Origin of the sequence: Paenibacillus illinoisensis NBRC 15959, assembly GCF_004000925.1 — a bacterium.
Lineage (GTDB): Bacteria > Bacillota > Bacilli > Paenibacillales > Paenibacillaceae > Paenibacillus > Paenibacillus illinoisensis.
Window position 1 is genome coordinate 1 of sequence record NZ_BIME01000023.1, and the last position, 26553, is coordinate 26553.

Here is a 26553-nt window from a genome sequence, read left to right on the forward strand (position 1 = left end):
CAACGGAGATCATTGATTCGAAATGGATAGCACTTACGGATCTGTTGATTCCAGATTTACTGGAACTACGCGATAAAGGGGTAATTAAACAGATTACAGAAAATTTGATCTCTCAAAAAGAATACTCGTTAGCCTTATTTAACAGATATCTGGAGAATATGGTTAAACTAACGGGCAGGTTAGTTTAAGGTCATGCGAGGTGAGCCGTATCATAAGTAGGGAAAAGCTATGAGATTAGCTCATTTAAAATTAATATCATCATAACAGAGCTGTTTGTCGTTAGTGGTGGTTTGTTATGGCGTAAGCTTGGGAGCCTGACGATGGTGTGTGTTTTGCTCGTAGGAATAAGCAAGCTTAATCAAAGTTGGCTCGCTGAATGGACGTCCGAAGAAGTCCATGCCGACCGGCATATTGTCGCTCGTGAAACCTGCCGGAACCGTTACGGTAGGATAGCCGGTGAAAGAACTGAGCTTAAATCCATTGCCGATCGTCTGGTTTCCGCCAATCTCAACGATTTGTTCAGCCGAGGTTGGGAAAATAAGCGCATCGAGATCGTAGTCAGCCATCATTTTCAGAACGGCCTGTTGAGCCAGCTTTGTACGGAACAGGATGATGTCTTTGTATGCTTCGTCATCCATGGTTTCCTTAGCATTGCGGTCTTTGAGTTGCTTAGCGATGGATGTATCGAACATGCCCGTTGAGATAATATCTGATAAAGTATCATAAGGGCGGTTGGCTCCAAGTGTCTCCAGGTAATCGTTGAACTGGAACTTGAATTCCCAGTTGCTTAAGCTTTCGAAGTTGTTTATTTCTTCAAAGTTTGGAATAGCAACGTTATCAATTAGCGTCGCCCCGCTTTGCTTCAATTCGTCAATCGCATTGTCCATTACGGCATTAATTTCTTGATCGGTACCGAATACTTCCCTTACGATGCCAATCCTTGCTCCATGCAGGCCGTCCACATCCAAATAATCTGAATAGGAGTCGGGAAAATGGCCGATACCGCTTGCGGTAGTTTCGTCGTTTCGATCGTAACCAACGGTAGCATCAAGAACTGCAACTGCGTCTGCTACGGTTCTAGCAATTGGGCCACCAGTATCTTGAGTTAGAGCAAGCGGCATAATGCCGTCCCTGCTTGATAGTCCAATGGTAGGGCGAATGCCGACCAGGCTGTTGAATGAGGAAGGCACTCGGATCGAACCGCCAGTGTCGCTCCCCATCCCTACAGTTGCGAAGTTAGCAGCAATGGCAGCACCTGTCCCGCCGCTGGAGCCACCCGGTACTCTTTCCAGATTGTAAGGGTTAAGCGTTTGTCCGCCAAGCGAGCTGGACGTCGTATAGCCAAAAGCAAATTCATGCAAATTAGCCTTAGCCAAAATAATCGCGCCAGCTTCTTTTAGTTTTTTCACTTGGTAAGCGTCATCGGATGGAATGCTGTCCTTCAGTGCCAGAGAGCCACCGGTTGTTGGCATATCCATTGTATCGAAGTTGTCCTTCAGGATGACGGGGATACCGTGTAGTGGTCCGCGCGCTCCTTGTTTCTTTCGTTCTTCGTCAAGCTTTCTTGCAAGCTCGATGGCATCCTCATTAATTGTGATAATCGAATTAAGCTTCGGACCATTGTCGTCGTATTTCCCAATTCTGTCCAAATAAAGCTCTACAAGCTCTTCTGAGTTCAATCTACCAGACTTAAGCGCGTCCTGGATTGAGGTGATTGAAGCCTCTATTGGACTAAACGGCTGTAAATATTGATAGAGTCGATAGGCAACGATAGCCGCTTCAGAGTATGTGAGCGTTTGGCCGAAGCCATATCTGCTCGAGGATATTCCTTTCATAATTCCTGATGTTGCAATGACTTCAATGGAGGGTTGGTAGGTGCTGTCTTTCACATCAAGAAAAGAGATATCTTCCGAAAAAGGTACATCTATAATTTGGTCTAGTAAAATGGCTGCATTCTCTCGTTTGATTTCGGTGGAGCCTAATTTATTTATGATGTCTTGATCATAACCCGCCGCATCTGCTGCTTCGTTTAACAATTGTACGAGTTCATCTGCTTGTACTGCGCTTTTTCCGTTAGAGGACGTGAGGAAGTCGCTCGGTGCCCACTTAGCTGAAACAAATTCTTTTAGCTCTGTACTGGTGTTCGCGGCGGTTGCTGCATATCCTGATGTTGGCAGCTGTAAAAGAAGAAGTATCCCTGTAAATGCTCCGCTAATCATTCGTAGTTTATTGTTGCTAATCATACTGTTTACACTCCCTCTCCTAATTTGATAGATTTATTAACATTATAATAGAGATCTAAGTGAAATCAATGGATTAATGTAAATTTTATTTACATTAATCAGGTGTAATTACTCGTTTTTTAATGAAGTTTGAGATATTAAGCGGTTAATAGATTTTAAATGTTATATTATCGAACATATAAGATAAATTTTATTCTCGATTGGAGTGAATTAAATGAGTAAATGGAGAGCAGATGTAATCCTAGCGTTAAGGAACTTAGGTGGGAAAGGACAAGTGCAGAGTTAATAGAATCGGGAAGAGTCAAATACGGTGCGCAAAAAGGAATAGATACATGGATTCGCCCAGATCATGAGAATTATAGCTATGTAAATAAAATAGTGTGAAATGACAATGACACTTTAGAGAATGAGGCTTCTCTTGCCTACCAAATAGAGAGGGGTTCGAACGGTCGCTGCCAATATTCAAACGATATAGCATGGATTCGTTTTTGGTAAGGCTCCGAACAACTGGAATGACCATTCGACAAATGCAACAGATCGCTGACTTGAGAAGACAAGGTTCCGCTACGACCAAAGAAAGGAGAATTCTGTTGGAAGTCCATAAGAACAAGTTAGCGGAACAGATCGAGAGGCTTCAAGAACATTATAAAGTCATTAACGAAAAAGTAGAGATTTACCGCCAATGGGAATTAGAGAACCCACAACTGGAGGTAGCTGTTGAGCAATGAACTCACCATATGAAATTGGAAAATTGGGAACCACCTCGTACAGCAGTTGGTGTGAAGAATCGTGTTGGTCGCCTGAAGGCACTAGGGAATGCAGATAAATCCGTTACAGATTTATCCGGTAATAGCTGCGATAAGTCATATCCATGCCGCGAGATGCTTTTTTATTGGGAAAATGAAATGAAGCAGCGGGGGTTCAAACAGCTGATGACCTCGACGATGTCCAATGAAGGGGCGCAGCATTTTTACAGAAAACTGGGGTGCCGGTATGCCGGCGGACTGCTGCTTAACGATGAACCATTGGAGATTTTGCTGGCCAAAACAATACTGTAATGTGCGGCAAACGGGTGCTGTCCCTGTGAGGGCGATGCAGCCGTTTCTTTTTTTTTGTAATGGAACCGGGATACGGGCGTATTAACTGTTGAATTACTTGGCCAGGTAATACATTGGCGAAAGGAGATTCTCAAGTGATGCAAGACCGCGCGCTGCTTCACCCTTTCATGCAGGAGGAGATCAGGGAAAAGACGGAAATAGACAGGTTGTTTACAGAGATTTTTGAAGCCTACTATAAACGGATTTTCAACTATATCGGCTATCGTGTGAGTAGCATTCATACGGCCGAGGATCTGACGAGTGTGGTATTTGAAAAGATATTAAGCAAGCTGGAGACGTATTTGCAGAATAAAGCTCCTTTTGAAGTATGGATGTTCGCCATCGCCAGAAATGTAGTGAATGACTACTACAGAAGGCAAAAAAGACAGCGGTTCTTCTCGCTGGAAGCAATCAAGGAGCTGGTATCAAGCAAAAAAGACCCGGAAAGCCTAATCCTGCGGGAAGAACAGAGCGACAAACTGATTGGTGCGCTTAACAAACTGGATGAAAGAGAGCGGAATCTGGTGGCGCTAAAATTCGGAGCCTGTCTCCGGAACACGGAAGTTGCCCAGATTACCGGGTTGTCCGAAAGCAATATCGGAGTGATTCTCTACCGTGCCATGAAAAAACTGAAAGCTGAACTTGGGAGTGTGGATCAGTTATGAAAGTCAAAGGCAATAACGATAAGTTTTTGCGCGATATAGAGGCTTGTGAGCACGGTGCGGCTCCGGGGGGGCTGGCCGGTACAGAGGAAAACCGTGAGCTGCTGGAGCTCGGCCAAGCGCTGTCCGGCAAAGATTTCAGCCAATATTCCAACCGCAGCGCCGTGCTGTTTAAAGTACGGGCCATGAACAATAAACAGGAGGCAAACACAATGAAAAATAAACGCGGATTCAAACGTCCTGCCATCGCGCTGAGCGCTGTACTGGCTGGCGGAGTGCTGAGCATAACCATTGCCCAGCCTTCCTTTGCACAGGATATAGTAGATAAAGTGCTGGCTTCGTTCAATCTGGGACATATTGAGGTGGCGCAGATAGAACCTCAGGCTCAACCGACGGAATCAACGGGCAAGCAGTCTTACAAAGCTGCCAAAGAGGGAGAGCAGGACCCGGACATCGCGGAGCATATACTCAGCATAAAGGACACAACAAAGCTGGCCGACTATGCCGACTTTCCGGTAAAGCTCCCGCAGTATTTGCCAGAGGGATACGCCTTTGACAGAGCGGAATTCTATCGTGACGAGGAGGAGGTAAGCGGCAAATATGTCAATCTCCATTTTACAAACAAGGAGACAAAAGGCAGTATCTACATGCAGCAGCGGCTACCTGATGAAGAGAGTGCGTTCGAAACGGGTACAGACGGCAAGATTGAGGAATTGCAGTTGAACGGTGTTAAAGCGATCCTGATGGATGACAGAACGCTGCTTTGGGAAACCAAGGACGCACTGTATTCCCTCTCCAGTGGTAGTGTGAACAGAAGCGAAATCATCCGCATTGCCGAGTCGATCCGCTAATTGTAAGATTCGCGGTATACTATCTTATATTTCTACGAGAAACGGGAGCCGTCTGTAAAGGACGGCTTTGCCGTTTCTTTTTGCGTCCAGCCCATTTCAGCCTCGTAAGGGAACTGCTTCAAAAGAAGGCGGACTATACCAGTAAAAGGGGGCGATGAGTATATCTAAACTCTATTTGTTTTCTTATAAACCTAAAAATGAAGGATGGACTGAGGAGTGTACAAACTTTCATCTTGATAATCTATTTGAGGTCAAACATCTTTATGACAGACTCCTGATCTAAAACAAATTGGTGAAGTGGTCAAGACGACGGCAGTCGAGCGACAAGAACATGTTCCTATTGAAGTCGCTATTTTAGCGGCTTTTTTATTTTATCGGTACAAGTTCTTGTCCCAAACCAAGGACAAGAACTTGTACCGATTACCGATTAGGCGTATATCTAATCGTCATCTTGCCCTTCAATACATTAAGCTAACGGGCAGGATAGTTTAGTGAAGTTGGAGAATAACCTCTGGGAGAAGTCGATAACAAAGCAAGGTAAAGGGGAGAACAAAGTTTGAAACGAATGCCTTTTGAACGACCAACGGAGCATTATGACGAACGGATTTCTAAAATTGACGAGCAAATTTGTGAGATGTTGAAACTTCGGAAGCAGCTTTCAAACAACAATCCTGGTTTCCCGCCATTTGAATATATCTCTGTATGGGCTGAAACTTTTGAACTTTATGAGGACTTTCTGAAAGCTGTTTTTGGAACTTTTAGAAGTGAAGAGTATTATAAGCCAATAATCGAACCGTCAGATTTTAGAAAACATATACCTGTTCTAAAGTCAGTCGAAAAAGGAAGCTCTTTCTATACTATAAATTCAATCAGGCAGTACAGTAACGCAAGTGTAGTGACTTTTAGTATCGATTGGGATGTGAATATGTCAGAGGTATCCTCTATCTCTAGGTCTCGTAGCCATTTTGAATTGCAAATTGGAGAACAATATGATTGCCGCATGATTCATGGTGGTAGCCACGCAGGTCATGCTTCAACTAATTATGTAATATCTCCGCCACTACCCGATAAAACTTCAGGACTTGAATTAACGTTCATAGAATATATTAAGCCATTCAGTGACAAGGAGACGGGAACAAAGATTGTATTTAAACTGGAATAGCTTCAAAGAGCAATGATCAAACTAGCGGGAAAAGTTAGCTCAATAACAATTGGGTACGATTCACTGCTCTCCAGGGAGCCTAATTAAAGGCTCCCTGATCTCATTATATGGAGGTTGTGTGTATGTTTAATAAACGAGAGATCCAAATTAAGGAAAGGATACAGGAAAGGTATGACATAACAGAAGAATTATATACAGCTTGGTTTACTAAAAATTCTGCTGTGCTAGTGGAAAGAGATAGATTCTATCAAACAGAACATATAGAGAAGCATAGAGCAATATCTTATCTATTGGATAAAGGATATATAATCGCACAACCCGTTGAAAAAAAACCTGAAATGGTTGCGGTAAGCATCACTTCTGAAGGAATAGATTTCTATGAGCAAGGATATTTATCAGGTAAAGCAAATGGCTGGCAAATTGTATTTGAACAGAAAGATAGTGAGGAGTAAGGTCAGAAGTGATTTGTTAAAGGTTAACGAAACCTCTCTATAAAGTCGGATTCTGTATGTTAATATAGACTTACCTTTATGCGTCGCAAGAAGGATGTATAGCAGGTTATTAAAATAACGGGAAACGATAGCTCTTACAACAAACAAAGCAGCTGATCCATCAGACTATTAGCCCTTGCCCCCATCATCCTAATAATTACATATCCTTATATTGTAATTGACACCGATTACATTGTTGATATAAAATAAAGCTAAATAAGGAGTGTCACTGATTCGATCAGGCACCACCACAGTCTAGGTTACATGAGTGTATACTTGTGTTTGTAGACATATGGTGGTGCTTTTGTTATATAGGGGGTGAAGGTAGCATGAAATTTAAAAAGTCACTGAATAACAACATCGCCCTTGCCGAAGACGACGAAGGTTGCGAGGTGATTGTCATAGGCACAGGCATTGGTTTCAAAAAGGCTAAAGGGCAATACCTTGATCGGAACCAGATCCAGAAAATGTTCAGAATTGAAGCCAATGATAAATACCAGCGAATCGAACAATTTTTTCATGATATTCCTCTGCAGATCATCGATATAACCGATCAAATTATTGAAATAGGCCAGGAGAAGATTGGGAAAAAGCTTAATAGTTCAATCCTGTTGACCCTTGCGGATCATATTCATTTTGCACTTGAACGCCATAAAAGCGGTATGGATGTGCAAAATCCACTTCACTGGGACATCCGGCATCTGTATCCTGTGGAATATCGTGTGGGCGAACAAGCCGTGGACCGGATTAACGAAGCTTTTCACGTAACGATGTCCCCTAGTGAAGCAAGTTCCATTGCACTTCACTTCGTGAATTCGCAGCTCGACTCAGGCAGCATGAACCAAACGATAAAAATTACTAAAATGATCAACGAAAGCCTAGAGATCATATCCAATCATTTTGGCAATGCTCTGGATAAGGAGTCTGTGAACTATTCTAGATTCATCACCCATTTGCGTTACTTCATCGTCCGCCAAATGAACCGAGAGGTACTTTCGTTCAAGGATCAGCATTTTTTGTATGACGTGTTGTCAGAACGGTATCCTTCCAGCTTCCAATGTGCGCAAGATATAAAGGAGTTTATGGAACGACAGTATGAGTTCACCATTACTCCTGATGAGATGGTTTATCTAATGATTCACATCGAGAGAGTGACGTCGCATTCCGATGCGGACTAACACATCACGTATGAATAAGAATGGAATATGGAGTGTTACTGATTCGATCAGGCACCACCAAATGTTACCGACTCTGCACTTGCGGCGGATCGGTTAGACATTTGGTTTTTTTTTCGCCAAAAACAGAGGAGGAATCAGCATGAACCACAAGGAGTTGTCCAAGGAGATCATCCAATTAACAGGAGGAGAAGAAAACATCATCCAGGCCTGGCACTGCATCACTAGGCTCCGCTTCAACGTTAAAGATGGAAAAAAGGTTCAACTGGAGCAGATCAAAAAACTGGACGGTGTCCTCGGTGCACAGTTTCAAAACGATCAATTCCAGGTTGTTATCGGGAATCGCGTCGCGGCGGTATATGAGGAATTGGAGGGACAACTAAAGCAGGGCACCTCTACGGAGCATGACAAACAAGCTCCACGCTCCAGAGGCATCAACGCCGTTTTGGATACCATCTCGGGCATATTCACACCGATTTTGCCGGCTATTGTGGGCACCGGTATGCTCAAAGGAATTCTGGCACTGCTGGTGTCCTTGGGACTGTTACACGAAACCAGTGGTGAATATCAGATCTTGTCCTCTATCGGCAATGCTGCTTTTTATTTTTTGCCGTTCCTGTTAGCCGTATCGTCCGCTCGCAAATTCAAGGTGAATGAGTACATTGCTCTGACATTAGCAGGGACATTGTTGTACCCGACTATTCTGGATGCTTACAATGCCAATCACCTTGAACCAATTCGTTTTCTTTCGCTCCCGGTATCGATCGTGAATTACACGCAGTCTGTCATTCCGATTATCTTGGGTGTGTGGTTGCTTAGCTACGTGTATCGCTGGGTGGACAAGATTATCCCAGGCCCGGTAAAAGTCATTTTTACATCGATGATTGTACTGGTCATTACGGTTCCGGTTCTGTTGATTGCCATCGGCCCGTTAGGCACATACATCGGCAATTATTTGGAAATAGGCACCTCTTGGCTCTTTGCCCATTCCGGTCCTTTGACGGGAATTATCCTTGGTGGCTTGATGCCATTAATCGTCATGACAGGAATGCACTATGCATTTTTCCCGGGAACACTGCAAAATTTGAGCAAACTCGGTTATGACGTGCTTTTGTTACCCATCAACCTGGTCACGAACATGAGTCAGGCTGGCGCGGTAACGGCGGTATTTCTCAAAACGAAAAACCCGAACATGAAGTCGATTGCACTGTCGAGTGGCATTTCCGCTTTACTGGGCATTACGGAACCTGCATTGTACGGAGTTACGTTAAAGTTGAAAAAACCGTTCTACGCATCACTCGTTGGTGGTGCCGTTGGCGGTGGGTTTATAACCTCAGTTGGCCTGAAATGTTTTGGCTTTGCTGTTCCCGGATTACTGTCACTGCCGTTATACATCGACCCGAAGGGCGGGATGTCCAACTTCTGGTATGCGTTAATTGGAGTTGCCTTGAGTTTCATCGTTTCGTTCATCTTGACTTTGATGCTGAAATGGGATGATTCGGAACCACAGCCATCGCCTGCGTCAGACTCTTTACCGATGGAAGTAAAACCTGAAACCGTATCGAAGGAAAATGGATTGCCAGTTACGGTTCACACCATCGAAGAGAAGAAAGGTGAAGTACAGAGTCCACTTACCGGGGAACTTGTTCCACTTGCAGAACTTCCAGACAAAACATTTGCGGATGAGCTGACAGGTAAAGGGATTGCGATCAGGCCGACAGAAGGCAAAGTGACCGCACCTTTTGATGGAACAGTCACGATGGTGGCCAAAAGCAAACATGCCATTATGCTTCAATCCACGGATGGAATTGATATACTCATCCACGTCGGCCTAAATACGGTCTCGCTCAAAGGGAAGTTCTTTGATGTCAAAGTAGAAGTGGGACAAGCAGTCCGCTTGGGCGACCCGCTTGTTGAATTCGATCTGGAGAGCATCAAAGCGGCGGGACTGGAACTTGTTTCACCCGTCATTGTAACGAATACACCGGATTATCTGGATGTTGTGCCAGTACATGTGAAGGGGGTGATTTCAATGAATGAATTGCTTCTTCTCACCGTTCGCTAAAAGTTTTTTCATATTTATCATATGAAATGATTTCAACTTTAAACACAAACTACAATATAAAAGGAGCACAACCATCATGACAAAACAAGACATTAAAAAAGTATTCCCAGCAGACTTTTTGTGGGGAGGCGCTACAGCAGCCAATCAGTTGGAGGGAGCATTTGATGCTGACGGGAAAGGGCTATCGACTTCGGACATGGCTCCATTCGTACCCAAAGAACTTCGTAATGGCAAGGATTTTACCTTTGACGTCAATTCCGTTGAGCTTGAAGAGTTCCTGGGAGGAAACACGGATGTGTATTTCCCGAAACGCAACGGAGTAGATTTCTATCATCGTTATAAAGAAGACATTGCCTTGTTCGCTGAGATGGGCTTCAAAGTATTACGGATCTCTATGGCATGGACACGCATTTTCCCTACAGGGGAAGAAGAGGTGCCTAATGAAGCGGGTCTGGCATTCTATGACAATGTGTTGGATGAGCTCTTGAAACACAATATCGAACCGCTCGTGACCATCTCCCATTACGAAATGCCTGTACATCTAACTCAGAAATACAATGGTTGGGAAGACCGCAGACTCATTGACCTATATCTGAAATTCGCCAACACACTGTTTGACCGTTATAAAGACAAAGTGAAATACTGGATTACGTTTAATGAAATGAACATGATCCTTACAAGCCTATATACGGGTGGCGGAATCCTTGAGGATAAAATCAAAGGCAGCAAAGAGCAGGTTGCCTATCAAGCGACTCATCACCAGTTTGTAGCGAGTGCACTGGCTGTAAAAAGCGGTAAAGAGAAGATGCCAAACGCCCAAATCGGCTGTATGATTTGCCGTCTGGAAACGTACGCTGCATCAAGCAAACCAGAGGACGTTCTGCAAACGCTGAAGGAAGATCAGATGAATCTGTTCTATCCAGAGGTTCAGGCACGGGGCGAATACCCATCCTACATGAATAGATATTTTGAGGAGAACGGGATTGAACTGGTGAAGGAACCTGAGGATGATGCGATTATTAAAGACAACACAGTCGATTTCATTGCATTCAGCTATTACATGACCTATATCGGAAAATACGATCCGAACGACAACAGCAACTCCGGCATGCTGGTTAGTCAAGTGAAAAACCCTCACTTGGAAGTTACCGAATGGGGTTGGCCAATTGATCCAATCGGTCTTCGTGTTGCGCTTAACCGTTTGTACGACCGTTACCGGATGCCTTTATTCATCGTTGAGAACGGCCTTGGTGCTACTGACACACTGGAAGAAGACGGCACCATTCATGACACCTATCGGATTGACTATTTGCGTCGGCACATTGAGCAAATGAAGGAAGCTGTAGCGGATGGTGTGGATTTGATGGGCTTCACAAGCTGGGGACCTATTGACATCATTAGCTGTTCCACATCCGAAATGGGTAAACGTTATGGATTCATTTACGTAGACCAGGATAATGCCGGTCAAGGAACACTGCAAAGATATCGCAAGGATTCGTTTGCTTGGTATAAACAGGTTATAAAGAGCAATGGGGAATCCTTATAAGTGTAGAATCCGATTCCGGTATGCCTGACTAAGATAACGGGTTAATTATTTCATCCGTAAATATAGAGACCATGAAAATTTTAAGATTTTTGCATAAGATTTAGGGTGTTTGATGTATACCTCTCCCGTCCGTCCATTAGAAAAACCTGCGCATCGGTCAGCGCAGGTTTCTCTGTATCATTTACCTTTATAAGTGCCTATGATGAAATGGGGGGAATTCTAAATCCTGCTTCAAATCATTTTGAAATCCCCATTGATGCCGGACCTGTTCCAGTTAATACAGTAGTGGTAGCTCAGGATTCGGAGGGTAAGGAGTTTTCCCTAGCACAGAATGATCGTGTCCAATTGCAGGAATACATTGCTGTCGAGGGACAAGAACATGGTTCCCATTGAAGTCGCTATTTTAGCGGCTTTTTTATTTTATCGGTACAAGTTCTTGTCCCAAGCTAAGGACAAGAACTTGTACCGATTACCGGAATGGAGAAGAACATAGTCCGATTACATATTAGATGTATATCTAAGTAGATTGTGAGTCTCAATAGAGTGGCTACCTCGCTAAAGGTTGGATTATGACAGAAAGTGCGGAGAACCGCATCACAGATAGAGGTGAGTTCTCTGAAGCAAAAGTCGCTCTACAAATACGGTGATAATCAATAAACCCTGATGGTTCTTCATTTCTCCAAAGAACGTAAATAAACGAACACGAGGGAGTCTCATATTGGGAGATCTCTCGTATTCGTCTTTTTAATCGGCATACTTGTTTATTATCGTATGAGCAGCCTCATCCGCTATTTGAAAAGCTCGCTCTCGTGAAATACTGAAATCAAGCAGCAACATTTTGGGCCATAGCACCTGCCCAGCAATTAGACTCATAAATTCATTGGCCGTTTTTGACACATCCGGCAGATTTATATTACCCAATTGAACTTCATCTACTAAATATTGCGTCAATTTCTGATGCACGGCGCCTTCGCCCAGTTCATAATGAAAAAGACTGAGCTCGGGGAACTGCTTGGCTTCTGCAATGACGACCCGGAATAAGGGAGCCATTCCATCACGAGTCAGCACGCATGCGTAGTCTCGTCCGAACTTTATTAATCCTTGAAGGGGAGAGCCGAGCTCCGGTGGAAAGTCCCATTCGGGATCAAGCTCCCAAAAATGCTTGACGATGGTTTCAAAAATCAATTCCTTCGTCGGAAAATGATTGAAAAGTGTACCTGTAGAGAGACCAGCAAGTTTTGCAATCTGAGCTAAAGTAGTCCGCGCATACCCTTTTTCAAAAAACAGTTCTTGTGCAGCTGCAATCGCGCACGCCCTTTTTTCTTCCTTTATACGTTCATGGTAAGTTGATTTAGTTCCCATAATTCCACTCCAAAGTTGGATTTAAGTCTTATCAGAGGGATAGCACCCTCTTCTCTACTATACAACAGTTGATCGTGTTCTAAAAGAAAAAGCTGCCTAAGCACCCTCGGAGGGCTTAAGCAGCAATAGGGCTAACCTATTAGAGAATCGTTTGAGCGCCATCCAGAACCAAGTCAACGCCAATGGTGAAGCGGGACTCATCCGAAGCCAGATAAACAACAGCTTTGGCAATCTCTTCGGCAGTACCCATGCGTCCAGCCGGAATCCCGTCACGAATGCGGTTAATAACCATCTCACGAATTTCGTCAGACACGCCTAGCTTGTTCTTATCGTAAAGCGGGGTATCAATCGGTCCAGGACTCACCGTATTGAAGCGAATTCCGTTAGACGAAAATAAGTCGGAATTCCAGGCTTTGGTCAGAGTGGAAATGGCGCCTTTAGTAGCCGCATAAGCGTTGGAATGTGCATATCCGGCATGAGAACTGCTCGATCCCATTAAAACGACAGAGGATGGGTTCGCCATCACTGGAGTTAATGCCTGCATTAAGAAAAATGGAGCTTTTACGTTGATGGCAAACAAACGGTCAAAGGCTTCTTCATCGATTTGCTCGAATGGACGCCAGTCAGATACGCCTGCGTTTAAAAAGGCAATATCCAGTTTGCCAAAATGTTGTTCAACTCGATCAGCCAGTTGACGTTGAGCATTGAGGTCTCGGGAATCTGCCTGAAGCACAAGGACTTGATTTCCAAGTTCCTTTTGCGTTTTTTCTACATTTGCCGGAGTTACTCCGGTGACAATCAATTCAGCGCCTTCAGCCAGAAATTGTTTGGCTGTCTCCAAGCCAATTCCGCTGGTGCCACCCGTAATAAGTGCTCGTTTACCATTAAGTCTAGTCATGTTAAAACCTCCATCGCAAGATACTTACAAGGACAAATATAAGACGATAATAGTCCAAAGTCAAGTAACTCAACTTTATTTATTTTTTCTTATGTGATAAAATCATTTTGAGCACAAGAGGCTGTGAATACAGAGTGAAAAAAGTTTTTTATTCGTTTAGAGAAAGTGAGAGATGGACACTGACAAATGAGGGAGGAGTAGTCCTGATGAGACATCAGCTAAATAGGTTCAATATCTGAAGCGGGAGGGATTCCATTGTCTAAATTAGATACAAATACTCGTACAGAAGAGTATTTGTATCTATAGGAGATCGGCTCTCGTTTGCGATTGAAGTCACGAAAACTAATCGTTGAATAATTTGTTTCAGAGAATAGAAGAAGGTTGGCATGATTTTGAACTCTTATGCAACTCTTTTTGACAATGTTGGGCTATATCATGACTATTAATGTCTCTATAGAAGGTGAGTATACATTGAAAACAATGGTTATTATCGGTGCAGGACCAGGTCTGGGATTCTCGCTGGCCAAGACTTTTGGAAAAAACGGTTTCCGTATCGCCCTAGTTTCAAGAACACAGGAGAAATTGGACAAATATGCAGAGCAGCTTGGTGAGATGGGGATTGAAGCTCAGGGTTTTTGCTGCCGATATCACTAACAAAATGCAACTTATGAGAGCGCACTTCAATTTTTTAACAATGTTGTCATCGGAGCTATTAATACAGCTAGACAAGTCTTTCCAGAAATGATTGAACGGGGTGAAGGAGCACTTCTTTTCACAAGCGATCTTTCCGCAATGAGTCCAAGCTCGATGTTTGGAAATTCGGGTATCGCCATGTCTGGACTCCGAAACTATATTCTTAGTTTACACGAGCGTTTGCTTCCTCTTGGAATATTTGTGGGCCATTTATCCATTAGTCCTTTAATCAAACAGGGTACAAGTTTTGATCCTGATCAAGTGGCTGAGGCTTGGTACAATCTGTATGATAAAAGAACAGAGGTAGAGGATACTTTTCCTAAAGGAATCATGCAATTTATCAAAAAATAAATAATTGCTAAGGTCTTTAAAAGCGATACTTTGAATTTTGTAACCCCGGCCAAAGCGACTTTATCAAAAGCGTCCATTCACAGCTTTCCCTATTTAGTGGATCAAAAAAGCGTTAATCTCCTTCTCCTTGCTCGTTTTCCATGATAGTTGCCTGCTTTCGGTATACGGCAAATGAATATGAAATTCCCCCGAGGCACTGAATACAGGGTGCTTGCCGAAATTCGCATCCGTACGGACTTGACGTTCAGATATAGCTTATAGTCGATAAATTGAATTTCAAACGCTTCTAACGCATACTCCGAATACGCCGTAGTAAATACAATTCGCGCTTGAGGCATGATCGTCCGAATTTTTCTTGCCGCCGAGGTCCCCTCAAACCTAGCATCTGAATATCCCAAAAAACGGTGCCAGCAGGCGTTGTCCGGAGAGGCTCAATCGCTCGAATCCGATCCATATACCGCCCAACTACCATCAGATCCCCGATCTTCACCTGTTGTATTTTAATGATTTGGATAAGAAATATCCGAAAATCACCAAAGAGCTCGAAGATTAAAAAAAACAAGCTGACGTATAAGTAATGAAATCATCCCATAATAGACAGGAAGTAATCTGTCTACTATACGGAACATCTTATGAGTGACATGAGGAAAGACTATAATAAACCACCAAAAGGTTGAATATAAAATGTAGTACGAGAAATGATGTCGGACGACTTCAAGTTTCTGAAGTGAAGTGATTTTTTTAATCAGTATTTATTGAAGGAGAAATTCGTATGGAAACAAAGATAAATATTGCAGCCCTATCAGGAAGTAGTCGAGAAAACTCATCAACTCAAAAAGCACTTAAAAGCCTAAATAAATTCATGCCCAACAGTGTTGAATATTGGAAATATACAATGGTATTGAAAAATTCCCACATTTTAATCGTGAATTAGATAATGATTAACCACCAGCAGAGGTGCAAGTATATAGAGAATTGCTTTCAAGAGCAGATGGAGTTATTATCTGTACCCCCGAATATATTAAGGGTGTACCTGGTGTCTTGAAAAATGCTTTAGAATGGTTGGTATCGTCTGCTGAGCTTTACACGAAACCAGTAGCGGTTATTACAGCTTCATGTGATGGGGAAAATGCTCATCAAGCATTACAACTTAATTTAAGTATATTAAATGCGAATGTATTCGATGGTGGAGCATTATTAATTTCAGGAGCAAATAATAAATTGAACGAATACGGGGAATTCGTAAAAACGAGGTTAATTCCTCACTAAAGTTGTTAATATCCAAATTGCTTGAAGAAATCAATAAGGAAGGTACTTTTTGAGAATCGATGTTTAATTATAATGAAAATAGATATTCTATTAGAAACATATTTACTTCACCGTTGAATAAAGAATGTATTCAACTAACGGTAAACGTTAGTTCAAAGGGAGCACGGAGCAGATTGCCGATTGGCGACTGCTCCTTTTTATTAAGTTAACGAGCAGGATTGTTGAATAAGAACGTCGAAACAGATATTTCACACAGAAAATTCCAACCAAGCGAAATTGAGTTGCTGGATGTAGAGTAGAAGGAATAAACAAGCAAACGACCGGAATGATTACGGGAGTTTACGAATAAATAATAGGAGCGGATGTAGATGGGGATAACTGGCTGGGCGAATAAAATTACCGAAATCACATTATTTGTGGAAGATCTCCAGCGTTCGAAGACGTTTTATCAAGAGTCGTTTCAACTATTAACCCAATACGAAGACGAAAACTGCGCGGTATATGATTACGGAAATACATGCATAAATCTCTTAAATCAATCGAATGCCCAAGAGTTGATTGATCCGGCTCAGTTTGGTCGTGTCGAGGATGGTGCAAGGTTCCTGTTTACAATCCAAGTGCCCGACGTTGACCGGGTATGCAATGATTTGGAAATGCGGGGCGTTACATTGTTAAATGGGCCGATAACGCGTCCTTGGGGGCGGCGGACGGCTTGTTTTGCCGACCCTGACGGGCATATTTGGGAGATAGCGGAGGTGCTTTAACGACTAGATGTGATGGGGTGAAAACCGTATGTTAAAAAATGATTCCGTGGCTATTATCGAGCAATATAAGCGAAATCTGGCTGGATATACGATAGACCAGTTGCGGTATAAATTCCAGGAAGACGTTTGGTCGATTGGACAAATGTATATTCACGTGATCGATGTGGCAGAAGAGTACATCGATCATATTCAAACTTGTACGATGGAGACTCAAGAAAAACATGGAGGCAAGACTGAAGTCGGAACGAAGGCGTTTATCGAAAAAGTGTGGCCCGATGTCCGTGTGAAACTTGAGGAACCAGTCAACAGGACCCGTAACCCGAATAGTAAGGAAGAGATCATAGCCGGTCTAGAGCAGGTGTTAATAAAAATGAGATACTGGGAGGAACACGTTCGCGGAACGAATCAGGCTTGCAAGGTGCGTCATGGCTGGTTTGGCTGGCTTAACGCGCGTGATTGGTTTGAGATGATTGGCATGCACAGCAGGCATCATTTGTGCCAAAAGGCAAGACTGGACGAGAAGCTTGTGGAGGCAGGCTTATGTAATAATTCACTAAATTAACGGGAAAAGATAGTTCGACAATACGAATAAAGCAGCCTATCAATTGCGATCGGTTGCTTTTGTTCCACTAACGGGGCGGTTAGTTGAATAAATGATATATTGAGAATGAAATAATTACTCAAGTTAGGAGAAGCGCTTATTTGAAAATAGCCCTCACAGTATGAGGAGGACGGGGTAAGGCCAGATTTCGTAATTGATATTGATACTGACAAACCCACATATCAAATTGATCTGGAAGAATCACAACAGGGGGAGAACATCATGACAACAAACGTAATTGAACAATATTGGAAGATTTATGCTCAAAAAGAAAAGCTGAATTTAGAAGTTCCTGCGGCTTGGATGTTTGGAGATGGTTCTAAGGAGATGGGCGATGCGCTAGCAAAGCTTGTTGTTGACGGCATAAAAACAGCAACATGTGCTGCATATTGCGTATATGAGTTTGAAAACGAGGAGCCACCTAAACAGGGACAATACGATATTGTATTAGATGGAAGCAATCAACCTGCAGCCATTATTCAATACACCAATGTTGAACTACTCAAAATGAATGAAGTGTCTGCTGAATTTGCGAAAAATGAAGGTGAAGGCGATTTGAGTTATACATACTGGTATGAAGAGCACGTCAAATTTTTTACGTGGGAGCTTAGTTTATACAATCTTACTTTTAGTGATGATTTAATGTTGGTATGTCAAACTTTTCGAGTCGTTGATACTTTTGTATGGTCCGGGTTTAGAAATTAGTATAGAGGATAACATTGGGGTTAAGGATTTTAAACTCGTTATCCATTATCCGCCTAACGTTCCTTTCGCATAGTAGTACACACCAATTTTAACACAGGTCAAAGTTATATAGTGAACGCAAAAAACACTGCGAATTGCAGTGCTGATTTGATGTAAAAAAACGCAGAGACTTTAACATCTCTACGTTTTCCTATGATTCATTTTTCAGATCACGATAATTGATACCAGAGTTATCTATTTTTTACCAGCTAGATATCCACCGTCAACTGGCAAGGTTATACCTGTAATCATTCTTGCTTGTTCAGAACATAACCAAACAACTGCATTACCCTGATCTTCTGGTTCAGCCAATTTACCCATTGGAATACCAGCCAAAACGTTTTCTTCAAATTCAGTAGTGCCAGAGTTTTGTTCAAAAGCGTTCTTCATCATTGGGCTCATAGTAGCTCCTGGAGCGAGAGCATTAACTCGAATGCCCTTTGTACCGTAATCCATAGCAGCATTTCTTGTGAGTCCAACGATACCAAACTTAACAGCGTTATAAGGGCCATTGTTAGCGACACCAATTACACCAGCACCAGAAGCAGTGTTCACAATTGCTCCTCCACCAGTTTGTAACATCGCATTGATTTCATGTTTCATGCAATAAAATGTACCGTATAAATTAATTTTCATAACTTGATCCCATGTGGAACTTTCTATTTCACCTAATGGAACGAATTTTCCGTTATATCCAGCATTATTATGGGCAAAGTCTAATTTACCGTACGTTGAGACAGTTGTATAAACAAGTGCTTTTACTTGCTCTTCATCACTTATATCACACTTAAAGAACTCTGCCTTCCCACCCGCTTCTTTAATTAGTTTGACTGTCTCATTTCCATTTTCCTCATTAATATCTGAAACGATTACTTTAGCACCTTCTCTGGCAAAAGCAATCGCAGTTGCTTGTCCAATACCTGAACCTGCCCCTGTCACAAGACCTGCCTTACCTTCCATTAACTTCATTATATATACTCCTCCCCTAAAGAAAATCTCTGAACCTATTATATAATCTGAGACTGTACGCCATATTCTGTTCTGTTATAGAAGCGCTTCCATCTATATGGTATACAATGTTCGACATGAGGGTCAATAAGCAGGTAAAATGAATATGTTGATGAATCAACAACGATAATGTATCTGTTCATTTTAACTACTTAAATAACAAAAGGATGATTTATCTTGAGCAATTCTGATCGACGAAGCAGAAGAAAACAATTGACAAGGAATTTATTAAGCGATGCTTTTATTGACCTTATTTTAGAAAATAACGATGCAGAATCCGTCTCCATTAGTGAAATTACTAATCGCGCTGATTTTAATCGGGGAACTTTCTATATCCACTATCAAGATAAAAAAGACATATTAGAAGATCTGTATCAAGATGCTATCGAAGGGGTATATAAGTCCATGATGATACCATACAGAGGTATTGATAGGGTGAACATTGATAAGACTATTCCTTCTATAAAGCTTTTATTTGAACATATCAACAAGCATAAAAAGTTGTTTAAGGCCCTCGACCGCATTGAAAGTTATCCGGATTTATATCATCGTCTTGAGAAATGTTTGTTGAATATATTCACTGAAGAAATTCAATTGGAACGTGATACTGTCACTTTAGAAGAAGAGTACGAAATTCTTATTAACTTTGAGATGCATGGAACAATTGGTGTTATAAAGTATTGGATTAGAACAGACTTTGCACATTCTGTAGATTTTATGGTCGAACAAGTAATTTCTTTAAAAAAACATAAAGTTATTGGAATGAAGTTTAAAAAACAAAACCTTAATTGATTATAGAATGAGAGTATGAATGAATTAATAAAGAATGTTTTGCGGAAACACAAGTGAAGAAGAGATTGAGTATTAAACGGTAATTATTGACGACGCTTTGAAAGAAGTTGAGGTAAATAGTATGGGTATCCAAAGATCAAGTTGTTTGTGGCACGAGAATATTTGGATACAAGAACTAGTTCTAGAATATATGCAGGGAAAATGACCAATTATCAATGGATAACCAGAATGTTCAACAACATTTATTAAATAAACAATATTTAATTGAACTAAAGGGTGAGTATCTGGAAGAGACTGATACACTATTGCTCTGTTGGAGCAGATTAGCTGAAGAAGAGCAATCAATGAAGTGATCATTGACAACAAAAAATGACCATGATATATTTAGGCCGCTAAATATTTTTCGGGTTAGAGGAGGTTCATATATGAAGGTTAGTGTTGACTGTGATATTCGGGGGTCCTTGGATAAAGTTTCTTCCCAAACGCGTCGGAATCATAGTGAGAGTCTTAGAGAACTTAATCTATATTTAGGACAAGATAACTTACTTGCGCGATTGTGGTTGGGTGATGGAATAACACAAATGCAGCTATGTGAACATTTAAAATGCGAACCGCCTACGGTAACAAATATGGTTAAAACGCTAGAGCAGAATGGTTTCATATACCGTAAACGTGATACAGAGGACGCTAGGGTTATGAGAATTTATCTAACGGACAAAGGTAAAGAATTAGAAGAACCTGTTAGATCTAAATGGAAACAGCAGCAAGAAAAATTATTACAGTCCATTTCAGCTAAAGAACGTTTAATATTAAGGGATTTACTAGAGCGTATGGAGAAAAACTTAGACTAAGCTTTTCTCGAACAAATATTTAGTATACTAAAATTTAGTGGCCTAATTATATCTATGGATGCCTCGAAGATACTCTGGCCGAATATTGCAGTAGTAAGTTAGCCAAACTGAAAAATATTTAGCAAGGAAAGTATATTCACTTATTGACCAAGGTATTAAAATAATCGCAAGCAGGAGGATCAATTATGAATAATAGAATATGCGAAATATTAAATATAGAAAAACCCATTATACAGGGTCCGATGTCTTGGGTTACTAATGCCGAATTTGTTGCAGCGGTAAGCAATGCTGGTGGATTAGGATTTCTAGGTCCCAATGCCGGTCAGATTGAGGTAACTCGTTCACCCGAAATTAGTGCGGAAAGAATGAGAACTGAAATACAAAAAATAAAATCATTAACAGATAAGCCATTTGGAATACCTGTGGCCGTAAATCGTGATTTAGCTTTCACATGGCCACTTATAGAAACAGTTATTGACGAAAAGGTTCCTGTTGTTCTTGTGAACGATATACTGGATGAAAGAATCTTTAAACCATTAAAAGAAAACAATATTAAAATTGTTTATAGACCCCTTACGCCTACTATTGAAAATGCAAAAGCTGCAGAAGAATTTGGAATTGATGTTTATGTTGCGACTGGATTTGATGAAGGGGGTACGGTTCCAGAACGAGTTATTGGAACATTTTCGATTGTTCCCATGATTGTAGATGCTATTAATACCCCTGTACTGGCAGCGGGGGGTATAGGAGATGTTAGAGGCGTGCGTGCTGCATTTGCTTTAGGCGCTGAAGGTGTGTTTGCTGGTAGTGTCTTTATTCCAACCAAAGAAAATCCAGCAGCAGAAAACGTGAAACAAATGATCGTAGATGCAACAGCAGAAGATTTACTAATGTTCCGTACTTTACCAGCATACTATCGGTCTTTACCTACTAAATTAGCGAATAAACTAGTCGAAATGGATAAACAAGGTGCTAGTCGTGAAGAAACAGCGAAATTGATGCGTGGATCAATCGGAATGCGTATCGGGATGCTCGAAGGAAATACAGACGATGGTTATATTTCTATAGGTACGGGAATTACGCCAATTAAAGAAATCAGAACTGTAAAAGAAGTGGTCGATACTTTAATGCAAGACTTTAATTGAAAATATTAAACTATTTACTTGTATTATAACCTCTATTTTCTTGATACATTAGCCAGAAAAATTTGAATTTAGAGTCAGGAGGATATCTTCGCATTGCACAGCAGTCATGGACACCCTTCAGCAGGTCATTGGTGCAATTGAAACAGCGGTTGCAACATACAACAAATGTTGCCTAAAATAAACCTGTTGAATAGAAAGAAGGCTTAACTATGAATAATAAAAAAGAATTCACGTCTGGTGTTCAAGATGTCGATAACACAGATGCAAGTACACAAAAAATACAAAAGAAACAAATGGTTCTGGGTGTAGGCTTAGGGAACAACTTTGGTATACATCAAGGCGCATGGCGTATGCCGCACGCCGATCCTAATGATTACACGAACATCAATGCCACTGTAAAACAGGTAAAGGCAGCTGAACGCGGTGGACTTCAGTTCATCTTCTTGTCTGACTTTTTCTTTACGAAGGAGGACTTGAGGGAGACACCACCCATAATCAGTTTAGATGTACTCATTACTCTTGCTGCAGTATCACAGGCTACTGAGAGCATTGGATTAATTGGCACAGCATCTACTTCTTTCACTGAACCTTACTTACTGGCACGACAACTCAAGGCACTTGACGTCATCAGCCGTGGCCGTATTGGATGGAATGCTGTCCCGAGCTACGATGCTGAATCATTCGCAAACTTCGGCAAGAATCTACCGCCCCGTGAGAAAAAGTACGAGCGTCTCCATGAAGTGGTACAAATCGTCCAAGCACTTTGGGGTAGCTGGGAATATGAGGCAGGTCAGCCTGACCAAACTGGCATGTTCGCTGATCCTACTCATGTTCGTCCAGTCAACCTTAAAGGTCAACACGTCGGAACTCGTGGTCCGCTTCCAATCCCACCGTCTGATCAAGGTCAGCCTGTCGTTGTTATGCCTGCTGGCAGTAGCTACGGCCTACAAGCAGCTGCTATGTATGCCAATGTCATTATTGGAAGACCATCAAGTATCGAAGAAAGTAAAGCTTTACGTAACACTGTACGAAATGCCGCAGAAAAAGCAGGTCGTAACCCAGATGAAGTTAAGCTAATCACATTCGCTGGGTTTACTATCGGTGATACAAAACGCGAAGCACTTGATAAACGTGCTGCACTCGATGATAAGATAGACATCCGCGGTCAGCTAAGACTCTTGAGTGCTTACCTTGGTCTGAATGAGGAACTCACTCAGCCTGACGAACCACTTACAGAAGCACAGCTTGCTGCAGTTCATGCACACCCATTAGATGCTACATCTCAACATGTAGTAGAGCTAGCTAAAGCAGGATGGTCTCCACGCGATATTCTTGCTCATGCCGTGTTAGAGCCATACCCAACGGTAGTTGGCACTGGCGAGCAGGCAGCTGACCTTCTACAAGAGTGGTATGAAGCAGATGCAACAGACGGCTTCCTACTCATTATCGATGATTTTAACACTGGAATAGATGACTTTGTAGATCATGTCGTACCAGTCTTGCAAGAACGTGGCATCTTCCATAAAGACTATGAAGGAAGAACCTTCCGTGATCACTTCGGACTACCATCACAATATGGACTCGATCCACGTATCATAACTAAATAGGTGGAAGAAGACATCTGTGAAGTATAATCAGACTCTAAGAAATAATCAAAATCACCCCTCAAAATAATTTGAGAGGTGATTTTTAAACTATTTCAAGTTTCCGAAGTGAAGTGATTTTTATCAGTATTTATTGAAGGAGAAATTCGTATGGAAACAAAGATAGATATTTATTTCACCGTTGAATAAAGAATGTATTTAACTAACGGGAAACGTTAGTCCAAAAAATTAAGGAGCAGTTGCCGGTCGGCAGCTGCTCCATTTTTCGTTAAGCTAACGGGCAGGTTAAGGTGGAGAAATATTCCTCATAAATTCCAGTTTATAGTAATAATTCAGGATAAGACCAGCTACTGAATGATCTGAATATATAACTGTTTTAGAACTGTTCTTAAGCACCAACAAATGCTATCATGAATTGGAGTGTTAATTAATAGTGTACATGCTTTTTAATTATATAGTAGCTATAAAGTAATAAATAGAACCGGGGGCTGTTATTACTAATATGAAAACATATTATTGTGACCTTGAGGTTACGTTGGACATTATCGGAGGGAAGGGGAAGGGGCTTGTTTTGTATTACTTGATTAAAGGTCCAAAGCGCACGAGCGAGTTAAAGAGACTCATACCAGGTATTACTCAAAAAATGCTTATTCAAACGCTTCGAGATCTGGAAACGAGTGGACTGATACATAGAAAAGTGTATAATCAAGTCCCCCCTAAAGTCGAATATTCAACTACTGAACTTGGTCAATCTCTTGAATCTATTTTGAAGAATCTTTGCAACTGGGGTGGAAAATATGCAGAGGAAACATTCGCACAGGATGAGTTCGAAATTTTGCACACGGATTAAAAATAGTATAAAGCGAAAACCCCAGGGATATCATGCTTGGGGTTTTCGTTTATATAAATGGCTATAGAAGAGATTTAGCCCAACAACCTTACAATTGTTTCCTTTTAGTTACTATATAACAAAAAAGTAAGTACTTCTTTTTTAGATATGTTTGATACATAATGTCACTTGTACGATGGAATTACATCTTACACAAGTAACATCGCTGCGTTGTTATGGTTTGGTTACTATAGCTGTACTAATATAGGCGATACGGCCTCAAGAGGGAGAGGACAGAAATCATGGGGAATTTCAATGGTAAGGTCGTGGTCGTCACTGGAGGGACAAGCGGTATCGGACTTGCTACGGCACAGCGTTTTGTGGAGGAAGGGGCGCATGTCTTCATAACTGGACGCAGACAAAACGAGCTGGACACAGCGGTGAAATTGATTGGGGAACGGGTCACTGGCGTTCAAGGTGACATATCAAATCTAAACGATCTGGACAAACTATTTGAAACGGTGAGACAGGAGAAAGGGCATCTGGACATTCTTTTCGCTAATGCCGGACTTGGCAGCATCCTGCCCTTGGGCCATATTACAGAAGAGCAATACCAGATCACATTCGATGTAAACGTAAAGGGTACTCTTTTCACCATCCAGAAGGCCCTGCCGCTGTTTCCGGACCAGACTGGTTCCATCATTCTTACGGGTTCAACGGCATCTACGATCGGCGATGCAGGGTTTAGCGTGTACGGAGGAACCAAAGCGGCGCTCCGCCAGATGGCGAGAAACTGGGTTACGGACTAAAGGGGACCGGAATACGAATTAATGTACTGAGCCCAGGAATGATCCATACGCCGGCTTACGACGATTTGTTTGGAGAGGCGTTGGATCAAGTCCTTGAATCCGCTAAGGATACCGTTCCATTGAGCCGCCTTGGTAAAGCAGAGGAGATCGCCAGTGCAGTGATGTTCCTTGCCTCGGAGGAAAGCAGCTATGTCAACGGCATCGAACTATTCGTAGATGGTGGAATGGCACAAATCTAAGCATTCGTTATTGATCATAGTTTTAAGTGGCAATGAAAACGATAGCTCAATAATGCTAAGAAAGCAGCTGATCAATGTGATCGGCTGCTTTTATTCAACTGCGGGTAAGATAGTTGAAGATTATTGGCGGTGAACGGTATCACAAGTGATGGTACACACAATCAGAAAAGAAATAGTGTTTGATAGTAGTTATATCAGCAGATTAAGTCGATAGTGACAATTGTCCGTCGTACAAAGACTATCTTTGTTCAACGCTGTTTATGTTGAACTCCCTCGGTACGATTTAGTTTTCTCATGAATGCTCGCTAACGTGTCCCGTTAGTTTAATCTTGTGAACAAACGGACACCTTCCATATTTTCATCCTCACTTGTGCGAAAGAAGCTAACTGTATATGGGTCCCCCAATTTGATCGGATATAATCACTAATCCTACCCCCAGCAAAGAATGTTATAATAGCATTATTTATATAGTAACGTAGACAAGACAAACAGGAGTTTAGCGGAGGGGATATAGTGGGAACGTCGGCTAGTGAAGGTTTGACCCAACAGTTGATAGAACATTTAAATGGGTTGGATTTTATTACCCGAATAGATGTAATTGGAAGTCGTGTTGAACAAACCTCAGACGCTTACTCGGATGTAGATTTATTGCTAACAATTAAAGATGTTACTCCAGATATCGCATTGTTCGAAGTGACCGAAAGTGTAAAAGCGAAGTTCCAACCGGTGTGGTATGATTTTGCAAACAGCCTGATGCCTGATAAATTTTTAGTATCAACATTTATTGGAGGAGACAATCCTTTTGCATTTTATGATGTCGGTATCCTAAACAGTGATAAGAATTTGGGCTATGACAAAACACAGTTTGAAAATGACAAATGGATTCATTTGATGAAGCTCTGGGTGATGAATTTCAAGTATATGATGCGTAATGCACCACAGTTTGAAAAACGATTTGCAACAATGATGGAAAAAGCGAACATCTCCCACTATTCCGATTATAGAACAGGTTTTTATCAATTGTTGTTAAAACTGAAAGATAAGAAGACTATTAAGAGTGGTTATTTAAATATGCTTGAGGAGGTATTTAGAAACAGCTGATGGTGCGCCTGGAGAATCGACAGCACTTTCTTATGCTCAGCGTGTAACCATAGGACTCCTAATAATAGAGGGTGCGTAACCTTCTGATAATGGACAAGGTTACTTGTGGTTACCCCACATAAAGTCCCTTTTAAACAGCAACCGTTTCTCGGTATTAAAGCGGGGAACGGTTGCTTAATATTCTTAGAGATCTATTCTGGT

General features: G+C 41.7%; 26 protein-coding genes and 3 pseudogenes. 25 read left to right on the top strand and 4 right to left on the bottom strand.

The genetic code is table 11. The annotated features are described in order from the left end of the window. Positions 1 to 188: pseudogene (locus PIL01S_RS29785) on the top strand (hypothetical protein); the annotation flags it as partial. Positions 189 to 293: 105 nt separating this feature from the next. Here PIL01S_RS29785 and PIL01S_RS28820 read toward each other — a convergent pair. Then, positions 294 to 2243 (bottom strand): amidase family protein, encoded by a 1950-nt coding sequence (locus tag PIL01S_RS28820; protein WP_246058585.1) that lies wholly within the window; start codon positions 2241 to 2243, stop codon positions 294 to 296. A gap of 527 nt (positions 2244 to 2770) precedes the next feature. Here PIL01S_RS28820 and PIL01S_RS30210 point away from each other — a divergent pair. The 10 genes and pseudogenes from PIL01S_RS30210 to PIL01S_RS28865 form a co-directional block, all read left to right on the top strand. After that, positions 2771 to 2824: pseudogene (locus PIL01S_RS30210) on the top strand (hypothetical protein); the annotation flags it as partial. Positions 2825 to 2833: 9 nt separating this feature from the next. Beyond that, the gene (locus tag PIL01S_RS30215; protein ID WP_246058586.1) at positions 2834 to 2971 is read left to right on the top strand and encodes a MerR family transcriptional regulator; all 138 of its coding nucleotides are present in this window, start codon (positions 2834 to 2836) and stop codon (positions 2969 to 2971) included. Between the two features lie 9 nt (positions 2972 to 2980). After that, positions 2981 to 3301 carry an N-acetyltransferase gene (locus PIL01S_RS28830; protein WP_127541227.1) on the top strand — a complete coding sequence of 107 codons (321 nt, stop codon included), beginning with the start codon at positions 2981 to 2983 and terminating at the stop codon, positions 3299 to 3301. 137 nt (positions 3302 to 3438) lie between these two features. Continuing rightward, positions 3439 to 4005, top strand: coding sequence for a sigma-70 family RNA polymerase sigma factor (locus PIL01S_RS28835; RefSeq protein WP_127541289.1), 567 nt, complete (start codon positions 3439 to 3441; stop codon positions 4003 to 4005). Further along, positions 4002 to 4853 carry a DUF4367 domain-containing protein gene (locus PIL01S_RS28840; RefSeq protein WP_127541229.1) on the top strand — a complete coding sequence of 284 codons (852 nt, stop codon included), beginning with the start codon at positions 4002 to 4004 and terminating at the stop codon, positions 4851 to 4853. Before PIL01S_RS28835 ends, PIL01S_RS28840 begins: the two co-directional genes overlap by 4 nt. Positions 4854 to 5418: 565 nt before the next feature. Beyond that, entirely contained in the window at positions 5419 to 6015 is a 597-nt protein-coding gene (locus PIL01S_RS28845; protein ID WP_218029868.1) for a hypothetical protein, read from the top strand. A 122-nt stretch (positions 6016 to 6137) separates the two neighbouring features. Beyond that, positions 6138 to 6467 carry a hypothetical protein gene (locus PIL01S_RS28850; protein WP_127541233.1) on the top strand — a complete coding sequence of 110 codons (330 nt, stop codon included), beginning with the start codon at positions 6138 to 6140 and terminating at the stop codon, positions 6465 to 6467. A 368-nt stretch (positions 6468 to 6835) separates the two neighbouring features. After that, positions 6836 to 7684 (top strand): BglG family transcription antiterminator LicT, encoded by an 849-nt coding sequence (gene licT, locus PIL01S_RS28855; protein ID WP_127541235.1) that lies wholly within the window; start codon positions 6836 to 6838, stop codon positions 7682 to 7684. Positions 7685 to 7823: 139 nt separating this feature from the next. Then, entirely contained in the window at positions 7824 to 9746 is a 1923-nt protein-coding gene (locus PIL01S_RS28860) for a beta-glucoside-specific PTS transporter subunit IIABC (protein ID WP_127541237.1), read from the top strand. Positions 9747 to 9822: 76 nt separating this feature from the next. Then, the gene (locus PIL01S_RS28865; protein ID WP_127541239.1) at positions 9823 to 11292 is read left to right on the top strand and encodes a glycoside hydrolase family 1 protein; all 1470 of its coding nucleotides are present in this window, start codon (positions 9823 to 9825) and stop codon (positions 11290 to 11292) included. A gap of 744 nt (positions 11293 to 12036) precedes the next feature. Here the strand turns inward: PIL01S_RS28865 and PIL01S_RS28870 are convergent. Both PIL01S_RS28870 and PIL01S_RS28875 read right to left on the bottom strand, forming a co-directional pair. Then, complete coding sequence (locus PIL01S_RS28870; protein WP_127541241.1) at positions 12037 to 12654, bottom strand: TetR/AcrR family transcriptional regulator; 618 nt, start codon at positions 12652 to 12654, stop codon at positions 12037 to 12039. 139 nt (positions 12655 to 12793) lie between these two features. Next, positions 12794 to 13552: an SDR family oxidoreductase gene (locus PIL01S_RS28875; protein WP_127541243.1), complete on the bottom strand. Its 759-nt coding sequence runs from the start codon at positions 13550 to 13552 to the stop codon at positions 12794 to 12796. A 480-nt stretch (positions 13553 to 14032) separates the two neighbouring features. Between PIL01S_RS28875 and PIL01S_RS29970 the strand changes: the two genes are divergently transcribed. The 7 genes from PIL01S_RS29970 (at position 14033) to PIL01S_RS28900 (ending at position 17935) form a co-directional block, all read left to right on the top strand. Beyond that, positions 14033 to 14206, top strand: coding sequence for an SDR family NAD(P)-dependent oxidoreductase (locus PIL01S_RS29970; RefSeq protein ID WP_246058589.1), 174 nt, complete (start codon positions 14033 to 14035; stop codon positions 14204 to 14206). A gap of 153 nt (positions 14207 to 14359) precedes the next feature. Next, a complete protein-coding gene (locus tag PIL01S_RS29975; protein ID WP_246058587.1) occupies positions 14360 to 14596 on the top strand; it encodes a dehydrogenase in 237 nt (78 codons plus the stop codon). A gap of 772 nt (positions 14597 to 15368) precedes the next feature. Then, positions 15369 to 15530, top strand: a complete 162-nt coding sequence (locus PIL01S_RS29645; RefSeq protein WP_164764373.1) for a hypothetical protein — start codon at positions 15369 to 15371, stop codon at positions 15528 to 15530. 23 nt (positions 15531 to 15553) lie between these two features. Further along, complete coding sequence (locus tag PIL01S_RS28885) at positions 15554 to 15865, top strand: NADPH-dependent FMN reductase (protein WP_127541245.1); 312 nt, start codon at positions 15554 to 15556, stop codon at positions 15863 to 15865. Positions 15866 to 16233: 368 nt separating this feature from the next. Next, positions 16234 to 16629 carry a VOC family protein gene (locus PIL01S_RS28890; protein WP_127541247.1) on the top strand — a complete coding sequence of 132 codons (396 nt, stop codon included), beginning with the start codon at positions 16234 to 16236 and terminating at the stop codon, positions 16627 to 16629. A gap of 28 nt (positions 16630 to 16657) precedes the next feature. Then, entirely contained in the window at positions 16658 to 17191 is a 534-nt protein-coding gene (locus PIL01S_RS28895) for a DinB family protein (RefSeq protein ID WP_127541249.1), read from the top strand. Positions 17192 to 17452: 261 nt separating this feature from the next. Then, positions 17453 to 17935, top strand: a complete 483-nt coding sequence (locus PIL01S_RS28900) for an ASCH domain-containing protein (protein ID WP_127541251.1) — start codon at positions 17453 to 17455, stop codon at positions 17933 to 17935. Between the two features lie 234 nt (positions 17936 to 18169). Here the strand turns inward: PIL01S_RS28900 and PIL01S_RS28905 are convergent, their stop codons facing one another. Next, positions 18170 to 18943 carry an SDR family NAD(P)-dependent oxidoreductase gene (locus tag PIL01S_RS28905; protein WP_127541253.1) on the bottom strand — a complete coding sequence of 258 codons (774 nt, stop codon included), beginning with the start codon at positions 18941 to 18943 and terminating at the stop codon, positions 18170 to 18172. Positions 18944 to 19159: 216 nt separating this feature from the next. Here PIL01S_RS28905 and PIL01S_RS28910 point away from each other — a divergent pair, with 216 nt between their 5' ends. The 7 genes and pseudogenes from PIL01S_RS28910 (at position 19160) to PIL01S_RS28940 (ending at position 26352) form a co-directional block, all read left to right on the top strand. After that, positions 19160 to 19774, top strand: a complete 615-nt coding sequence (locus PIL01S_RS28910; protein WP_127541255.1) for a TetR/AcrR family transcriptional regulator — start codon at positions 19160 to 19162, stop codon at positions 19772 to 19774. A gap of 425 nt (positions 19775 to 20199) precedes the next feature. Then, positions 20200 to 20625: a MarR family winged helix-turn-helix transcriptional regulator gene (locus PIL01S_RS28915; protein ID WP_127541257.1), complete on the top strand. Its 426-nt coding sequence runs from the start codon at positions 20200 to 20202 to the stop codon at positions 20623 to 20625. Between the two features lie 185 nt (positions 20626 to 20810). Next, entirely contained in the window at positions 20811 to 21770 is a 960-nt protein-coding gene (locus tag PIL01S_RS28920; protein WP_127541259.1) for an NAD(P)H-dependent flavin oxidoreductase, read from the top strand. Positions 21771 to 21979: 209 nt separating this feature from the next. Beyond that, the gene (locus PIL01S_RS28925; protein WP_127541261.1) at positions 21980 to 23377 is read left to right on the top strand and encodes an NtaA/DmoA family FMN-dependent monooxygenase; all 1398 of its coding nucleotides are present in this window, start codon (positions 21980 to 21982) and stop codon (positions 23375 to 23377) included. Positions 23378 to 23876: 499 nt separating this feature from the next. Continuing rightward, positions 23877 to 24224, top strand: coding sequence for a winged helix-turn-helix transcriptional regulator (locus PIL01S_RS28930; protein WP_127541263.1), 348 nt, complete (start codon positions 23877 to 23879; stop codon positions 24222 to 24224). A gap of 281 nt (positions 24225 to 24505) precedes the next feature. Continuing rightward, positions 24506 to 25251, top strand: a pseudogene (locus PIL01S_RS28935) (SDR family NAD(P)-dependent oxidoreductase). 513 nt (positions 25252 to 25764) lie between these two features. Next, positions 25765 to 26352 carry a hypothetical protein gene (locus tag PIL01S_RS28940; protein ID WP_127541265.1) on the top strand — a complete coding sequence of 196 codons (588 nt, stop codon included), beginning with the start codon at positions 25765 to 25767 and terminating at the stop codon, positions 26350 to 26352. Positions 26353 to 26553: the final 201 nt, after the last annotated feature.

Coding starts and splice junctions, on each gene's coding strand:
- PIL01S_RS28820 (WP_246058585.1), bottom strand. CDS start 2,243: ATGATTAGCAACAATAAACTACGAATGATTAGCGGAGCATTTACAGGG.
- PIL01S_RS28830 (WP_127541227.1), top strand. CDS start 2,981: ATGAAATTGGAAAATTGGGAACCACCTCGTACAGCAGTTGGTGTGAAG.
- PIL01S_RS28835 (WP_127541289.1), top strand. CDS start 3,439: ATGCAAGACCGCGCGCTGCTTCACCCTTTCATGCAGGAGGAGATCAGG.
- PIL01S_RS28840 (WP_127541229.1), top strand. CDS start 4,002: ATGAAAGTCAAAGGCAATAACGATAAGTTTTTGCGCGATATAGAGGCT.
- PIL01S_RS28845 (WP_218029868.1), top strand. CDS start 5,419: ATGCCTTTTGAACGACCAACGGAGCATTATGACGAACGGATTTCTAAA.
- PIL01S_RS28850 (WP_127541233.1), top strand. CDS start 6,138: ATGTTTAATAAACGAGAGATCCAAATTAAGGAAAGGATACAGGAAAGG.
- licT (WP_127541235.1), top strand. CDS start 6,836: ATGAAATTTAAAAAGTCACTGAATAACAACATCGCCCTTGCCGAAGAC.
- PIL01S_RS28860 (WP_127541237.1), top strand. CDS start 7,824: ATGAACCACAAGGAGTTGTCCAAGGAGATCATCCAATTAACAGGAGGA.
- PIL01S_RS28865 (WP_127541239.1), top strand. CDS start 9,823: ATGACAAAACAAGACATTAAAAAAGTATTCCCAGCAGACTTTTTGTGG.
- PIL01S_RS28870 (WP_127541241.1), bottom strand. CDS start 12,654: ATGGGAACTAAATCAACTTACCATGAACGTATAAAGGAAGAAAAAAGG.
- PIL01S_RS28875 (WP_127541243.1), bottom strand. CDS start 13,552: ATGACTAGACTTAATGGTAAACGAGCACTTATTACGGGTGGCACCAGC.
- PIL01S_RS29970 (WP_246058589.1), top strand. CDS start 14,033: ATGGTTATTATCGGTGCAGGACCAGGTCTGGGATTCTCGCTGGCCAAG.
- PIL01S_RS29975 (WP_246058587.1), top strand. CDS start 14,360: ATGTTTGGAAATTCGGGTATCGCCATGTCTGGACTCCGAAACTATATT.
- PIL01S_RS29645 (WP_164764373.1), top strand. CDS start 15,369: ATGGAAACAAAGATAAATATTGCAGCCCTATCAGGAAGTAGTCGAGAA.
- PIL01S_RS28890 (WP_127541247.1), top strand. CDS start 16,234: ATGGGGATAACTGGCTGGGCGAATAAAATTACCGAAATCACATTATTT.
- PIL01S_RS28895 (WP_127541249.1), top strand. CDS start 16,658: ATGTTAAAAAATGATTCCGTGGCTATTATCGAGCAATATAAGCGAAAT.
- PIL01S_RS28900 (WP_127541251.1), top strand. CDS start 17,453: ATGACAACAAACGTAATTGAACAATATTGGAAGATTTATGCTCAAAAA.
- PIL01S_RS28905 (WP_127541253.1), bottom strand. CDS start 18,943: ATGAAGTTAATGGAAGGTAAGGCAGGTCTTGTGACAGGGGCAGGTTCA.
- PIL01S_RS28915 (WP_127541257.1), top strand. CDS start 20,200: ATGAAGGTTAGTGTTGACTGTGATATTCGGGGGTCCTTGGATAAAGTT.
- PIL01S_RS28920 (WP_127541259.1), top strand. CDS start 20,811: ATGAATAATAGAATATGCGAAATATTAAATATAGAAAAACCCATTATA.
- PIL01S_RS28925 (WP_127541261.1), top strand. CDS start 21,980: ATGAATAATAAAAAAGAATTCACGTCTGGTGTTCAAGATGTCGATAAC.
- PIL01S_RS28930 (WP_127541263.1), top strand. CDS start 23,877: ATGAAAACATATTATTGTGACCTTGAGGTTACGTTGGACATTATCGGA.